At 61.6% G+C, this 14,840-nt stretch carries 14 protein-coding genes; 8 read left to right on the top strand and 6 right to left on the bottom strand.

Annotated elements, in window-relative coordinates:
• Window positions 1-125: 125 nt before the first annotated feature.
• Window positions 126-1,160, top strand: coding sequence for an NAD(P)/FAD-dependent oxidoreductase (locus EOI86_RS12325; RefSeq protein WP_127765501.1), 1,035 nt, complete (start codon window positions 126-128; stop codon window positions 1,158-1,160).
• Between the two features lie 32 nt (window positions 1,161-1,192).
• On the opposite strand, the gene argB is transcribed toward EOI86_RS12325, so the two are convergent.
• The 5 genes from argB to rpmH all read right to left on the bottom strand — a co-directional run bounded on the left by argB (window position 1,193) and on the right by rpmH (window position 5,433).
• Window positions 1,193-2,152, bottom strand: coding sequence for an acetylglutamate kinase (argB, locus tag EOI86_RS12330; protein ID WP_127765502.1), 960 nt, complete (start codon window positions 2,150-2,152; stop codon window positions 1,193-1,195).
• Window positions 2,153-2,264: 112 nt separating this feature from the next.
• Complete coding sequence (gene yihA / locus EOI86_RS12335; RefSeq protein ID WP_127766373.1) at window positions 2,265-2,942, bottom strand: ribosome biogenesis GTP-binding protein YihA/YsxC; 678 nt, start codon at window positions 2,940-2,942, stop codon at window positions 2,265-2,267.
• A gap of 62 nt (window positions 2,943-3,004) precedes the next feature.
• Window positions 3,005-4,795 carry a membrane protein insertase YidC gene (gene yidC / locus EOI86_RS12340; protein WP_127765503.1) on the bottom strand — a complete coding sequence of 597 codons (1,791 nt, stop codon included), beginning with the start codon at window positions 4,793-4,795 and terminating at the stop codon, window positions 3,005-3,007.
• Between the two features lie 50 nt (window positions 4,796-4,845).
• Window positions 4,846-5,295: a ribonuclease P protein component gene (rnpA, locus tag EOI86_RS12345; protein WP_127765504.1), complete on the bottom strand. Its 450-nt coding sequence runs from the start codon at window positions 5,293-5,295 to the stop codon at window positions 4,846-4,848.
• A gap of 3 nt (window positions 5,296-5,298) precedes the next feature.
• Entirely contained in the window at window positions 5,299-5,433 is a 135-nt protein-coding gene (rpmH, locus tag EOI86_RS12350; protein WP_127765505.1) for a 50S ribosomal protein L34, read from the bottom strand.
• A 426-nt stretch (window positions 5,434-5,859) separates the two neighbouring features.
• Between rpmH and EOI86_RS12355 the strand changes: the two genes are divergently transcribed.
• From EOI86_RS12355 to EOI86_RS12385, 7 genes are all read left to right on the top strand, one after another.
• On the top strand, window positions 5,860-6,606 hold the full coding sequence (locus EOI86_RS12355) for a TVP38/TMEM64 family protein (RefSeq protein ID WP_161973812.1): 747 nt from the start codon (window positions 5,860-5,862) through the stop codon (window positions 6,604-6,606).
• 238 nt (window positions 6,607-6,844) lie between these two features.
• The gene (locus EOI86_RS12360; RefSeq protein ID WP_127765507.1) at window positions 6,845-8,197 is read left to right on the top strand and encodes a sensor histidine kinase; all 1,353 of its coding nucleotides are present in this window, start codon (window positions 6,845-6,847) and stop codon (window positions 8,195-8,197) included.
• Between the two features lie 390 nt (window positions 8,198-8,587).
• On the top strand, window positions 8,588-9,625 hold the full coding sequence (locus EOI86_RS12365) for a P1 family peptidase (protein ID WP_127765508.1): 1,038 nt from the start codon (window positions 8,588-8,590) through the stop codon (window positions 9,623-9,625).
• 120 nt (window positions 9,626-9,745) lie between these two features.
• Window positions 9,746-10,759: a methyltransferase gene (locus EOI86_RS12370; protein ID WP_127765509.1), complete on the top strand. Its 1,014-nt coding sequence runs from the start codon at window positions 9,746-9,748 to the stop codon at window positions 10,757-10,759.
• 174 nt (window positions 10,760-10,933) lie between these two features.
• The gene (locus EOI86_RS12375) at window positions 10,934-12,442 is read left to right on the top strand and encodes an ABC transporter substrate-binding protein (protein ID WP_205032187.1); all 1,509 of its coding nucleotides are present in this window, start codon (window positions 10,934-10,936) and stop codon (window positions 12,440-12,442) included.
• A gap of 83 nt (window positions 12,443-12,525) precedes the next feature.
• The gene (locus tag EOI86_RS12380; RefSeq protein ID WP_127765510.1) at window positions 12,526-13,479 is read left to right on the top strand and encodes an ABC transporter permease; all 954 of its coding nucleotides are present in this window, start codon (window positions 12,526-12,528) and stop codon (window positions 13,477-13,479) included.
• Complete coding sequence (locus EOI86_RS12385; protein ID WP_127765511.1) at window positions 13,476-14,333, top strand: ABC transporter permease; 858 nt, start codon at window positions 13,476-13,478, stop codon at window positions 14,331-14,333. The genes EOI86_RS12380 and EOI86_RS12385 overlap by 4 nt, the downstream gene beginning before the upstream one ends.
• A gap of 16 nt (window positions 14,334-14,349) precedes the next feature.
• Here the strand turns inward: EOI86_RS12385 and gpt are convergent, their stop codons facing one another.
• Window positions 14,350-14,829, bottom strand: coding sequence for a xanthine phosphoribosyltransferase (gene gpt, locus EOI86_RS12390; protein WP_127765512.1), 480 nt, complete (start codon window positions 14,827-14,829; stop codon window positions 14,350-14,352).
• Window positions 14,830-14,840: the final 11 nt, after the last annotated feature.

Raw genomic sequence — 14,840 nt, forward strand, 5'->3', positions numbered from 1 at the left:
TTGAGGGAATACCCGTATGCCTGATTTTATAGTCGATTCACACCGGCAACAGAAACCCCAACCGCATCCCTCAAACGGGCCCCGCCGATTGACCAATCGGGCCTGACGCACTACCCCCAATTCCCATGAGCACAGAGACATCCCCCGCCGCGAGAATTGAGTCGGACGCCGTGATCATCGGCGCCGGCCCCGTCGGCCTGTTCGCCGTTTTCCAACTGGGCATGCTGGGTATCAAGGCGCATGTCATCGACGCGCTGGACGAGGTCGGCGGCCAATGCACCGCACTGTATCCGGAAAAGCCGATCTACGACATTCCCGGCTTTCCCGCCGTCGATGCCGGCGACTTGATCACAAAACTGGAAGCGCAGGCCGCACCCTTCCATCCGGTCTATCTTTTGGGCCGCCGGGTCGAGGCGGTCGCAGGCGATGCCGAAAGCGGCTTCACGCTGACAACCTCGAAAGGCGAGACCGTGGCCTGCAAGGTCATCCTGATCGCGGCTGGTGCGGGGGCGTTCGGCCCGAACCGCCCACCCCTGGACGGGTTGGAGGATTTTGAGGGCCAAAGCGTCTTCTATCTGGTCAAGCGCCGGGAAGACTTCCGCGGCAAGCGGATCGTCATCGGTGGCGGCGGGGATTCGGCGGTTGATTGGGCCGTCTCCCTGGCCCCGATCGCGGAAAAGGTTTTCGTCGTCCACCGCCGGGACAAGTTCCGCGCCGCGCCGGAAAGCGTGCGCCAATTGCACGCCTTGGCGGAAAGTGGGGCTGTCGATCTGGTGACGCCGTTCCAACTGTCGGGATTGCAAGGATCCGCCGGGCAATTGACCGGAGTCGCGGTCAAGGACCTGGACGGGAACGAGAAAATGCTGGACGCCGACCGGCTGCTGCCCTTCTACGGCCTGGCCAACACATTGGGACCGATCGCCGATTGGGGCCTGGACCTGCACAAGCATCAGATCACAGTGGAACGGTCGACCTGCGAGACGAACCGGCCCGGCATCTATGCCATCGGCGATGTCGCCGACTATCCGGGCAAGCTGAAACTGATTCTGCAGGGCTTCGCGGATGCGGCGGGCGCGGCGCATGCGGCTTTTGCCCGGGTCTTCCCCGATCAGGCGCTGCATTTCGAACATTCGACGACCAAGGGCGTCACGGAACTCTGACGGGTTTTCGACCCTAGACCCTGGGGTCCCGCCTAACGGCGGCGGATCAGCGTTCCCGAGCCATGCGCGGTGAACATTTCCAGCAGAATCGCATGCGGCACACGTCCGTCCAGAATAACGGCGCCGTCGACGCCCTTATTGATCGCGTCGATACAGGTTTCCACCTTGGGGATCATGCCGCCGGTCAGGGTGCCGTCTTCCATCAGCCGGCTGGCCTGATCCACATCCATATCGGTGATGACATGCTTGTCCTTGTCCATCACCCCGGCGACATCGGTCAGCAGCAGCAGGCGCCGCGCATTGACCGCCGCCGCGATGGCACCGGCCACCGTATCGGCGTTGATGTTGTATGTTTCCCCGTTCGGCCCCAGACCGATGGGCGCGATCACCGGAATCAGATCCGTCGACCGCAATACGTCCAGTATGGTCGGATCGATCTTTTCCGGTTCGCCGACGAATCCTAGATCCAAAACCCGTTCGATATTCGAATCCGGATCCTTCTTGGTGCGTTCCACCTTGCGCGCCCGGATCAGCCCACCATCCTTGCCGGAAATGCCGACACCCCGGCCGCCCGCTTCCGCCAGCGCCGCTGCGATGCCCTTGTTGATCTGACCGCAGAGGACCATTTCGACGATCCCCACGGTTTCCCCATCGGTCACGCGCAATCCGTCGATGAATTCGGACTTGATCGCCATCTTGTCCAGCATGGCGCCGATCTGCGGGCCGCCGCCATGAACGACAATGGGATTGATGCCGCATTGCTTCAGCAGGACGATGTCGCGCGCAAAGAGTTTCGCCAATTCGTCGTTGCCCATGGCATGGCCGCCATATTTGATGACGATCGTCTCGTCATTGTAGCGGCGCATATAGGGCAGGGCTTCCGTCAGGATGCCCGCCTGGGCCAGCCATTCCAGACGGCGGCGGGATTTATGCTCCAACCGATGGGCCAGATCGTCTTTTTCGGCTTGGCCGTCCTTGTCGTCTTCACTCATGCGCGGGTCCCCGGCGTTTCCTTCAACCAACATGTTCTTCCAGCCGCTGTCCCTGGGCAGAACCGATAGCGGCAGCCGGACAGCAGGATGGGCATTCAATTTCCGCTGGAGTTTAGTCGCTGTTCGCGGGGGCCGCCAGCATTGCCAGTTCCGCCCGCAATTCCGCCATGCCGAGCCCCTTGCGCGATGATGTGGCAAGGACCTGCGGGATCGCGGCCGGGTGTTTTTTCAGGACCACGGCGATATCGGCGATCAGCTTTTCCAATTGCGGGGCGGAGATCTTGTCCCGCTTGGTCAGCACGATCTGGTAGGAGACGGCCGCCGAATCCAACCCTTCCATCAGGGAGATATCGGAAGCCTTCAGCCCGTGCCGCGCATCGATCAGCACACAGAGACGGCGCAGGGATTGCCGTCCGCGCAGATAGTCATGGATCAACTGGTTCCAGCCGTCCACCAAATGCTTGGGCGCCTTGGCGAACCCGTATCCCGGCATGTCGACCAGCATGAGGGTTTCGTCGGACAGATCGAAATAGTTCAAGGCCTGGGTCCGGCCCGGGGTGTTACTGGTCCGCGCCAGGGCGTTCTGACCGACCAGCGCGTTCAACAGGCTCGATTTGCCCACATTGGACCGCCCCGCGAAAGCGACTTCGATGGGTCCGTCCGGCGGCAGGTCCGCCGTGCGGACAACACTCTTCACGAAGGTGCAGGGGCGCGCGAACAGAAGGCGGCCCGCCTCCAATTCCTCGTCCGTGTATTCAGCTGTCGGGGCCGGCGCATCGGCCATGGCCATTCCTCCAGAACGGGGCATCGCAAACGAGCCCCCCAGAACCAATCGGCGTCATTGAATAGCGGTCAGGACTTGGCTGAATCGCCCGTATTCGCCTTGCCGCCACCGATCGCAACGCCCATGCGGCGCATGATGACATATTGCTGCAGGATCGAAAGCGAGTTGTTCCACGCCCAATAGATCACCAGACCGGCCGGGAAACCGCCCAGGATGAAGGTGAACATCAGTGGCATGAACATGAAGACCTTCGCCTGGATCGGATCGGCCGGGGCCGGGTTCAGCTTCTGCTGCAGGAACATCGTCAGGCCCATGATCACCGGCCAGACGCCGATATTGACGATGGCCAGCGCCGCAGGAACTTCCCAGGGGAACATGCCGAAGCCTTCCAACAGACCCAGCGGGTCCGGCGCGGAAAGATCGTGAATCCAGCCGTAGAAAGGCGCGTGGCGCATTTCGATGGTGACGAACAGCACCTTGTAGAGCGAGAAGAAAACGGGAATCTGCAGCATGATCGGCAAACAGCCCGACAGCGGATTCACCTTTTCCTTCTTATACAGCTCCATCATCTCTGTATTCAGCTTTTGGCGGTCGTCGCCATAGCGCTCCTTCAGCTCGACCATTTTCGGCTGCAGCAGCTTCATCTTGCTCATGGACCGGTAGGATTTGTTCGCGAGCGGGAAGAACAGAAGCTTGATGCCGAAGGTCAGCGCCAAAATCGCCAGGCCGAAATTGCCCAAAACGCCGTGCAGGAAATGGATGCCGTAGAAGATCGGCTTGGTCAGCCAGTAGAACCAACCGAAATCGACCGCGAGGTCGAAATTCGCAATGCCCAGATTGTCACGGTAACTATCCAGCAGCGTGGTTTCCTTGGCGCCCGCGAACAGCCGGTTCGTGACTTCCAGCGTCTGGCCCGGTGCGACGGATTTGGCGTCGGTCAGGAAGTCCGCCTGGTAGCGGTTCTTGCCGTTCGTCCGGTCGCCGGTGAAGCTGGTCTGGACGGTTTCGGATTGGTCGGGGATCAGCGCCGTCAGCCAGTACTTGTCGGTGATACCGAGCCAGCCGCCTGTCGTCGCTTGCTTTTGCGCGGGTTGTACGACGCCTTCGTCGATCAGGTCATCGTATTTCGGTTCTTTCAGGCTTTCGCCCAGAAAGCCGACCGGGCCTTCATGCAGGATGTAATAGCCCAGAACTTTCGGTGTGCCGGTCCGCGAGATCACGCCATAGGGCGCGACCGTCAGCGGCTCGCCCGCATTGTTCACGACACGCTGGGTGACCGTGAACATGTAATTCTGGTCAAGCGTAATAACCTGTTCGAACCGCACGCCCTTGTCGTTCGTCCAACTCAGCGTGACCGGGTCATTCACCGTCAATGCGGGCTTGTCCGCGCTCCAAACCGTGGCCCGCGTCGGCAGGTCGCCGGACTGGCCCAACCAGCCGAATTCGGCGAGGTAGGGCTTTTCGGTGCCGACCGGGTTGAGCAGCACGATGTTGGCACTGTCGTCGTCCACGGTCTCATGATAATTGCGCAGAGTCAGGTCGTCGAAACGCGCGCCTTTCAGGGCGATGGAGCCCGAAAGACGGGGGGTTTCGATGTCCAGCCGCGCGGTGTCGTCCAGAACGTCGTTTCGGGCTTTCGGCAAATCGGCGACGGATTGGATCCCGGCAGGCACTTCGGCGCCGATCTTCGGCTGCGCGGCCTCATTCGAACCGGACTGTGCCTGCTCAGCGGCTTGCTGCTGTTGGGCGGCCTGGCGGGCTTCCTCTTGCGGAAGCGCAATGAAGAACTGCCAGCCGAGCATGATGATCGCAGACAAAGCGATCGCCAGTATCATGTTTCTTTTGTTGTCGCCGTCCATGATCCCTCAGTCAGCCTCTAAACTCGGCGGCGGTATAACCCTGCAGCCTTTTACTCGGATGAACCGCGGCCGTCTTGCCGCGACGGTTGGTGGGCATTCGGCGTGGTGTTCCGGTCGTCGCTGATTGTCCAGACCTTCAAACGCTTCATAGCCTTTTCCATGTCCGTGCGCAGATCGTCGAAACGCCTGTCGAGCGTGCCCGCCCTGGCGATCAGAACAAAGTCGACACCGCTTTTCGCATGCGGCACCAGAACCTCATCCGCGATGGCGCGAAGACGTCGTTTCGCACGGTTCCGCTGAACCGCGCCGCCGACTTTCTTGCTGGCCGTGAAACCGATACGAACCGCGTTATCGGTCAAGCCCGGCCGAGTGGGGCCGGGAAGGTCACGCCGTTTCGCTGCCTGCAAAACCAATCCCGGCTGCGCTGTGCTGCGTTTGGCGCGGGAAAGGGCGACAAACTCGGCCCGTCGCTTCAATCTTTCGACGGCGGGCCGGGTCATCGTTTACGCGGACAGACGCTTGCGGCCTTTGGCGCGGCGGTTGGCAAGCACGCGGCGACCACTGGACGTGGCCATGCGCGAGCGGAAACCGTGACGACGCTTGCGAACCAAGCGGCTGGGCTGAAAGGTACGTTTCACCGTTCTTCTCCTACAGTCCCCGCCGGACCGGACCGAAATCCGCTGACCCGGGAGGATCGCTAAACTCTCTTGCTTTCTCGTAGTTTTCAGGACGATCTGACCCGGCCCTGCGACAGACGCAGAATCGCGGCGTCCGGCCCTATGGACCCGCCGTGCCTGTGAAAACGACGCCGGTGTATAGTGCGGGCACGGGACCAAGTCAACGCGGATCGAAGGTATACCAAGGCAAAACGCATGCGTAACGCCCGCGCATGCCATCACGGGCGCCATCCCGGGCGCCATCACGGACGGTTGAATGGCAGTGATCGGCCCCCCGCTTTACATCATCGTCTAAATCATCCCTTTACAATGCCACGTCACCATAACGGACCAAAGGGCGGGGCGACGGGACATGCGATTGTGACAACCGATCCAAGGCGGAATGACATGAGCGAGATTGCGGAAGAGAGCACGCCGCAAAAGGCGTCGCCGAAATCACCCTGGCGGTTCGCGCCCCTGGTGTTGATCGTCGCTGGCTTTGCAGCGTTTTTTGTTTTCGGCCTAAATGAGCATGTTTCCTTCGATTCGCTTCGCGAACATCGCCAATGGCTGGTCGAAACTGTCGCAAAGTACCATCTCGTCACCGCCGCAGTCTTCGTCGCCATTTACGCGCTGTCTGTTGTTTTCTTCCTTCCGATTGCAACAATTGTCTCACTGGCTGGCGGGTTCCTGTTCGGTCCGATCCTTGGCACTATTTATATTGTCATTGCGGCAACACTCGGAGGGACCGGAGCATTTTTGGCAACGAAGACGGCATTCGAGGACATTCTTCGTGAAAAGGCAGGCCCATGGCTTGGTCGATTGCGCGAAGGCTTCCATGACAATGAAATGAACTACTTGCTGTTTCTTCGTTTGGTGCCAGTTTTTCCGTTCTTCGTCATTAATATCGTACCCGCATTTCTTGGCGTGTCCCTTCGAACATTTGTCATCGCAACGTTCTTTGGCATCATCCCAGGGTCCGCTGTATATGCATTTCTTGGTGCCGGCCTCGGTGAACTCCTTGCGTCAGATGCAGAATTCACTGTTGAGGGGCTAATTTCTCCCGAATTGCTAGTTGGTCTAGCCGGATTGGCGGTGCTCTCTCTCGCGCCGGTCGTTCTTAAGAAATTCGGCGCAAAATCCGTGGACAGATGAACGAAGCTATAGCCGCAAAGTCCTAGTGTGTTGCGACGTGCTGCTCCCCTTGAAACACCTTTAGGTCTTGCACTTGGCCGAAGACGGACTCACGTTTACTTGATCATTCACGAATGGGCCTTCCTTTAAGGGCCCCGCAACCATGGCAGTCTAGGAACCATGACGGTCGATACACTGCAGGGCCACAGTGCGGTATTCGGCCCGAACGCCCGGACTGACGATTCTTGGATCGGTGGCCATGCATAGCCTGTCTTCCCGGGTGCTGATCCTGACCGCCGTCTTCGTGATGCTGGCGGAAGTCTTGATCTTCCTGCCGTCCGTCGCGCGGTTTCGGCAGGACTACATGGTGCAGCGGATCGGTGACGCGCATCTGGGGATTCTGGCGCTGGACGCCACGCCGGACGGCATCGTATCCGACAAGCTGAAACAACAATTGCTCGATTTCACCGGCGCACATGCGATTTCAGTCCGGCGCAGCGGCATGAAACTGACGCTGATGGAAGACAATCCGCGCGCCGTCGACAGCACCATACGGCTGGAGGAACTGTCTCCCCTGGATATGATTTCCGGCGCCCTGGATTCCATGATTGTGCGCCAAGATCGGGTGCTGCGGGTCATCGGATACAGCCCCAAGGACATGGATGCCGAAATCGAAGTCGTCATCGACGAAGGCCCGATGTCCGCCGCCCTGCTCGATTTCGGCTGGCGTATTTTCCTGTTGTCTCTGGTGATCTCCCTGTTCACCGCCGGTCTCGTCTTTCTGGCGCTACACTGGATTCTGATCCGCCCACTGCGCCGCATCACAGCCAATATGACCGCTTTCCGCGACAATCCTGAGGACGCGACCCGGGTCATCGTACCGACCGCCCGGCGCGACGAAGTAGGTGTTGCGGAAAAGGAACTCGCTTCCATGCAGGAAGGCCTGCGCGCGGCCCTGCAACAGAAGGAACATCTGGCCGCCTTGGGCACCGCCGTCGCCAAGATCAATCACGATCTGAAAGGCATTCTGTCGCGCGCCATCCTGGTTTTCGACCGGCTGGAAGAATCCGACGACCCGGAGGTGCGGCGGATCACGCCGACGCTGATTTCGTCGATCGACCGCGCCATCGCCATGTGCAGCCACACGCTGAACTATGTCGGCCAGGAAAGTCCCAGCCTGAAACGCAGCCGCTTCGCGCTGCAGGATTTATTGGACGAGGTTTGCGAGCGGGAGATCGACGGCATCACGCTGAGCGCCGAAACCGTAGAGGGCCGAATGATCGACGCGGATCGCGACCAGCTTTACCGGGCGCTGTCGAACCTGATCCGCAATGCGGTCCAGGCCGGCGCGCAAGCCATCGATGTTTCGGTCCGACAGGACAATGGCGGCACGGTGGTCGATATCTCGGATGACGGGCCGGGCCTGCCCCCCAGGGCGCAGGAAAACCTGTTCAAACCCTTCAAGGGGTCGACACGCGCCGGCGGATCCGGCCTTGGCCTTGCCATCGCGCGCGAATTGCTGCGCGGCCACGGCGGGGACCTGGAATTGCTGCAGACCAGCGGCACCGGCACCACCTTCCGCCTCACCATTCCCGACCGCGCAACACCGTGAACGTCAAATAATCTGACCAATGCCTCGTTCGAGGCGTTCTTTAAGCGCTAAACGCACGGTCGCGCGCGGCCACCGAGCATGCATAGCGCGAACATTATGTGACTAAATACTATCGTTAGTTAATATTCGAGATGGCCCGAAAGCGCCATTGCTTGGGTGCCCCGGGGCGCTCGTTGGACGGCCATTCGGGAGAGGAATGCCAACGGTGTGCATCTTGCCTACTCTCCAGGACGGAAACTTTCGTCACTTAGGCCTGCCTCGTAAACCGGCGCTTTCGGGTCACACCTCAACGGGAACAATGTTCAGCTTCGCGCTATCCCGCGTTTGCCTTGGCGGGCGAGGCGGGACAATCTTGGCCGCGATAAAAACCCTCGGCATGAAAGTAGCGCCATGGCGATCCTTCCCCACGACCCGCAATTCCTGCCCAAACCCGGCAAACTGAACCTGATCACGGACGTGCCCGGCCTGACGGTCGGCAATGCGGAGGACCAGGCAGTCGCTTCAGGCACCACCGTGGTACTGGCGCAGGGCGAGGGGGCCATCGCGGCGGTCGACACGCGCGGCGGCGCGCCCGGCACGCGGGAGACGGACGCCCTGCGACCCGGCACCCTGGTCGACCGGGCGAACGCGATTGTATTGAGCGGCGGGTCCGCCTTCGGATTGGACGCGGCCGGCGGCGCCCAGTCCTGGCTGGCGGCGGCGGGCCGGGGCTTCCACATCGCCGGCAAGGTGGTGCCGATCGTCCCGGCGGCAATTCTGTTCGATCTGGCAAATGGTGGAAACAAGGAGTGGGGCGACGACCCGCCCTATCGGCAATTGGGATACCGGGCCTGCGAGGCCGCCGGGCTTGAATTCCAGCTCGGCAATGCGGGTGCCGGCTATGGCGCCATCGCCGGACCGGTGAAGGGCGGTTTGGGCAGTTGTTCGGCCATCGACCCGGAAAGCGGTTATACGGTCGGCGCGCTGATAGCGCTGAATTCCGTCGGCTCGCCGATCACGCCCGACGGGTCCGGCCTGTGGGCCTGGCCTTTCGAATTGGACGGCGAATTCGGCGTCAGCCCCCCGCAACCCGTTCCGACCGGCGGGGCCTATCGCACGAAACGGCCGCGCCGGCTGGGACAAAAAGCGGGCGAGAATACGACGATCGGGGTCGTCGCCACCGACGCCCCCCTGACGGTCGCCCAGGCGCAGCGGATCGCGATCATGGCGCATGACGGGTTGGCCCGCGCCATCCACCCGGTTCACACGCCCTTCGACGGCGACCTGCTGTTCAGCTTGGGCGCGACCGACGGCAAGACCGGCACGGTGTCCCCGGACCTGCTGATGCATCTCGGCGCCTTGACCGCGGATGCGGTCGCGCGGGCCGTCGGGCGGGCGGTGGTAACAGCGGAAACGCTGCATGACCGCACTGCTTTTATTGATATTTAAACGGTTGTTTTTACTGTATTCATTACCGTTCTGTTATTTACAATCCGCCCCTTAGGGGTGACTCCTTCGACCCCTCGGGTTACTATGCTGCATCGCAATAAAAAAAATGAGGTGCATGGCATGTCGGTCCTAACCCGCGCGGAGGACATATCGAACATTGCATTCGGATTTATGGGATCCAAGGCGCTTTTCGCGGCGCTCCATAACAAGGTTTTCACCCATTTGTCCGAGTCCCCCAAGACGCCGGAAGAACTGGCGGCGGTCACGGCACTGGACCCGGAGCGCGCGCAGACGCTGCTGACGGCACTGGCCGGCCTGGATCTTGTGGCGGTTGAAGACGGTAAATTTTCGAATTCCCCCGCGGCGGAAAACTTCCTGGTCAAAGGCGCGAAGTACGATTTCGGCGACTACCTGCGCCTGCAGGTCGACCGCCAGATGTATTCGCTGCTGGATCAAATCGAAAACGCGTTGATCGACGAGCTTCCCGAAGGGGCGACGGGATCCTACGCCGAATGGTTTTCCGACCCGGAGGAAGCGCGGATCTATTCCGAAAGCCAGCATGCCGGCTCCCTCGGTCCGGCGCGCGGCCTGGCCAAGCAGATCGATCTTACAAACGCGACCTCGCTGCTGGATGTGGGCGGCGGTACCGGCGCCTATTCGATCACGCTGTGCAATGCCTTTCCGAACCTCAAGGCGACGGTCATCGACTTTCCGAACGTTGCCAAACTGGGGCGCAACTATGTTGCCGAGGCGGGGCTTGCCGACAAGATCCGCTATATAGAGGGCAACGCGCTGGAGACGGTTTGGCCGAAAGGCCAGGATGCCATTCTGATGTCCTACCTGTTCTCGGGCGTACCGGATACGGAACACGAGCGGCTGATCAAACAGGCTTATGACTGCCTCAATCCGGGCGGCATCGTGATGATCCACGATTTCGTCGTGCATGCGGACCGGACGGGTCCGAAAAACGCGGCGCTTTGGCAATTGCAGCATACGGCGTTCACGCCGCATGCCCGCTCGCTGGACGACGAATGGCTGGAATCGCAGCTCAAAGGCGCCGGGTTCGGCGCGGTCTCGGTGGAACCAATGATCCCGGCGATGACCATGCTGGCCAAGGGCACCCGCCCGCGCTGAGCGCTGTGAACCGCCGCTTGGGCGCTGGACTTGCTTTAAAGCCCGAAAGCTTACGATAAGATGCGACCCGCCGGATTTGGCGGGTCGCTGATTTCTGGCATACTCGTTTCCGGCGGCTGGGCGGGGCAGGACGCATCCGTTCCTTCGCCGGATTTTTTCGGGAGGGATTGTATAATGCGTAGTAAACGGTTTGGCATTGCCCTGGCCGCAGCCCAGATGGTGGCCTTGGCCGCGACGGCAGGCTTTGCCGCAACGGGTGGCGCCTTCGCGAAGGACAGTTTGACCATGGGCGTCGGCCTGGAGCCGCCGCATCTGGACCCGACAGCCGGCGCCGCCGCGGCAATCGACGAAATCGTCTATGCCAATCTGTTCGAGGGCCTGACACGGATCGATCGGAACGGCGCGGTGCAGCCGGGCCTGGCCGAAAGCTGGACGATTTCGGACGACCGCCTGACCTATACCTTCACCCTGCGCGACGGCGTCACCTTCCACGATGGCGCGTCTTTCGATTCCTCGGATGTGAAATTCTCCCTCGACCGGGCCCGTGCGGAAACCTCGACCAATGCCCAGAAAGGCTTGTTCGAAGGGATCGCTTCGGTCGAAGCGCCGGATCCTAAAACCGTCATCGTCACCCTGAAACAGCCGGAAGGGAACTTCCTGTGGAACATGGGGTGGGGCGACGCGGTCATGGTCGACCCGGCCAGCGCTGAGAGCAACAACACCAATCCCGTCGGCACCGGCCCCTTCAAATTGGCGCGTTGGACCAAGGGCGACAGTGTGATGCTGACCCGCCGGGACGACTACTGGGGCAAGGCGCCGGCACTGAAATCGGTCACCTTCAAATTCATTCCCGATGCCTCCGCCCAGGTCGCGGCACTGCTGGCCGGCGATGTGGACGCGATGCCCAATATGGGCGCGCCGGAAACCCTGGCGCAATTCGAAGCCGATCCGCGTTTTGAAGTCGTCGTCGGCACGACGGAAGGGGAAACTCTGCTGGTGCTGAATCAGCGGCGGGATCTGTTCAAGGACCCGAAGGTCCGCCGCGCCATCGCGCATGCCATCGACAAGCAGGCAATCGTCGATGGGGCGATGTTCGGGTTCGGCACGCCGATCGGTTCCCATTTCGCGCCGCATAACCCGGCCTATCTGGACCTGACCGGCGTCGCGCCCTACGACCCCGAAAAGGCGAAATCTCTACTGGCCGAGGCCGGCCATGCGGACGGTCTGAAGCTGGTGATGAAACTGCCGCCGCCGTCCTATGCGCGGCGCGGCGGGGAAATCATCGCCGCCCAGTTGCGCGCGGTCGGAATCGAAACCGAATTGGTCAATGTGGAATGGGGGCAGTGGCTGTCGGACGTCTTCAAGGGCGACCATGATTTCGACCTGACCATCGTTTCCCATACCGAGCCTCTGGATATCGGAATCTATGCCCGCCCGGACTATTATTTCGGCTATCACTCGGACGCGTTCAACGCGGTGATGGACGAAATTCGTGATACGGCGGATGAGGCAAAACGCACAAAACTGTATCAGAAAGCCCAGACGATCCTGGCGGAGGACACCGCAAACGTCTTCCTGTTCCAACTGGCCAAAACAGGTGTCCGCGCCGCCAAGCTGGACGGCTTGTGGGAAAACGCCCCGATCCAGGCCAATGACGTCACCGGCGTCCATTGGCGGAAATAGGAAATCGCCCCGGCCCGGATTCGAGGTGCCGGGGCATTTTCCGCCGTTTTCTGTTTTCTTGTGATGGTTGAGGGGCACGCCTGATGCTGTCCTATCTCGCTCACCGCGCCTTCAACCTGGCCGCCGCGCTGCTGGCGGCCTCGCTGCTCGTTTTCGTCATCCTCTCCGTCCTGCCGGGCGACCCGGCGGAAATCATGCTGGGGGTCGGCGCGACGCCGGAATCCCTGGCCGCCCTGCGCGCGGAACTGGGCCTGAACGAGTCCGCCGTGATCCGGTATTTCGACTGGATCGGGGGCGTGCTGCACGGTGATTTCGGACAGAGCATGACCTATGGCGTGCCGGTCGCGGAACTGGTGCTGGAACGCCTTCAAGTGACCGTGCCGCTGGCGATCATCGCCTTTCTGATGGCGGTTGCCGTCGCCCTTCCCTTCGGCGTTTTCGCGGCGGTGAACCGCAACCGGCCCGGCGACTATCTGGTGATGGGATTTTCGCAATTGGGCCTGGCGGTGCCGAATTTCTGGTTCGGCATCTTGTTGATCCTGATCTTCGCGGTTCAGCTGCATTGGTTCCAGGCGGGCGGGTTCGCGCCCTGGGCGGATGGCTGGGGACCGGCGCTGAAATCCCTGCTGCTGCCCGCCGTGGCGCTGGCGTTGTCGGAAGCGGCGATCCTGTCGCGTGTCGTCCGCTCGGCGACGCTGGATGTCTATCGCGAGGATTACGTTCGCACCGCTCGGGCCAAGGGGTTGAGCAAACCCGCCGTGCTGTTCCGCCATGTGCTGCGCAATATGCTGCTGCCGGTCGTCACCATCATGGGGCTGCAATTCGCCTTTCTGATCGCCGGCGCGGTGGTGGTGGAAAACGTCTTCTATCTGCCCGGCCTGGGCCGCTTGATCCTGCAGGCGATCTTCCAGCGCGACCTGGTGGTGGTACAGAACATAATCTTGCTGCTGGCCGGCCTTGTCGTGCTGGTCAATTTCATCGTCGACCTGGCCTATGCCCTGATCGACCCGCGCCCCCATGGGGAGGCGCACCGATGAGCGGGACCCGGCAAAAATCCTTGATCCGCAAGGCCCTGCACCGGCCGAACCTGGTGCTGGGCGGCTTTTTGACCGGTTTCATTTTTCTGACCGCCCTGGCTGCAGCGATCGGAACCCCCTATCCGACCGACGGGGTGTCCATCGCCGAACGGCTGCAGCCGCCCACAGCCGCGCATTGGCTGGGCACTGATTCCCTGGGCCGCGACCTGCTGTCGATGCTGATGAAGGGCGCGCAGAACGCCATGCTGATGGGCTGTGTCGCGGTCGGGATCGGCTTGGCGGTCGGCGTGCCGGCGGGCCTGTATGCCGCTATGCGCAAGGGGCTTTCGGTCGACGCGGTGATGCGCCTGTCGGATTTGATCTTCGCCTTTCCGGCGATCCTGACCGCGGTGCTGATCGCGGCCCTTTACGGGCCCGGCGTCACCAATGCGATTCTGGCGGTGGGGATTTTCAACATCGCCGTCTTCGCCCGCGTCACGCGCGGCGCGGCCCTGAACGTGATGGGCCGGCAATTCGTCACCGCGGCGGCGGCCATCGGCCGGCCCCCGATCGCCATCGCGATCCACCATGTTCTGCCGAACGCGGCCGGGGCCATCATCATTCAGGCGACGATCCAATTCGCGGTCGCGATCCTGGCGGAGGCGGGGCTAAGCTATCTGGGCCTGGGCGTGCAGCCGCCGGACCCGAGCTGGGGCAAAATGCTGAACGACGCGCAAACCCTGATGTTCACCCATCCGATGCAGGCCGTGGTGCCGGGCGCCGCGATCATGGTCGCGGTGCTGGGCCTGAATCTGCTGGGGGACGGGCTGCGCGACGTGCTGGACCCGCGCCTGCGCATCGTGCGGTCGGGTTAAGAAGGGCTACCCCAGCCTATTTGCCTTTCCGCGCGCGGATCGGTTGGGCATAGGCCAGTTCCACGTCCCAAGGAAACAGGATCCAGGTATCCTGCGAGACTTCGGTCACAAATGTGTCGACCAGCGGCCGCCCGGCCGGCTTGGCAAAGACGGTGGCGAAATGGGCCTTGGGCAGCATTTCCCGAACGATCTTCGCGGTCTTTCCGGTATCGACCAGATCGTCGATGATCAGCCATCCTTCCCCGTCGCCGTCGATCCCCTTCAGGATGTTCGCCTCACCCATATCCTTGTGATCATAGGTGGAGATGCAGACCGTATCGACGAGGCGGAGTTCCAGTTCACGCGCCACGATCGCGGCGGGTACCAACCCCCCGCGGGTGATGGCGACGATGCCTTTGAAGGGCCCCAGCGAGTCCAGACGATAGGCGAGCGCCCGCGCCGTCCGGTGTAGCTCGTCCCAGGAAACCGGGAAATCCATGCCCTTCTCATCGACCATCGTTTCGCCTC

Source organism: Hwanghaeella grinnelliae, assembly GCF_004005845.1.
Taxonomy (GTDB): Bacteria; Pseudomonadota; Alphaproteobacteria; order UBA8366; family Aestuariispiraceae; genus Hwanghaeella; species Hwanghaeella grinnelliae.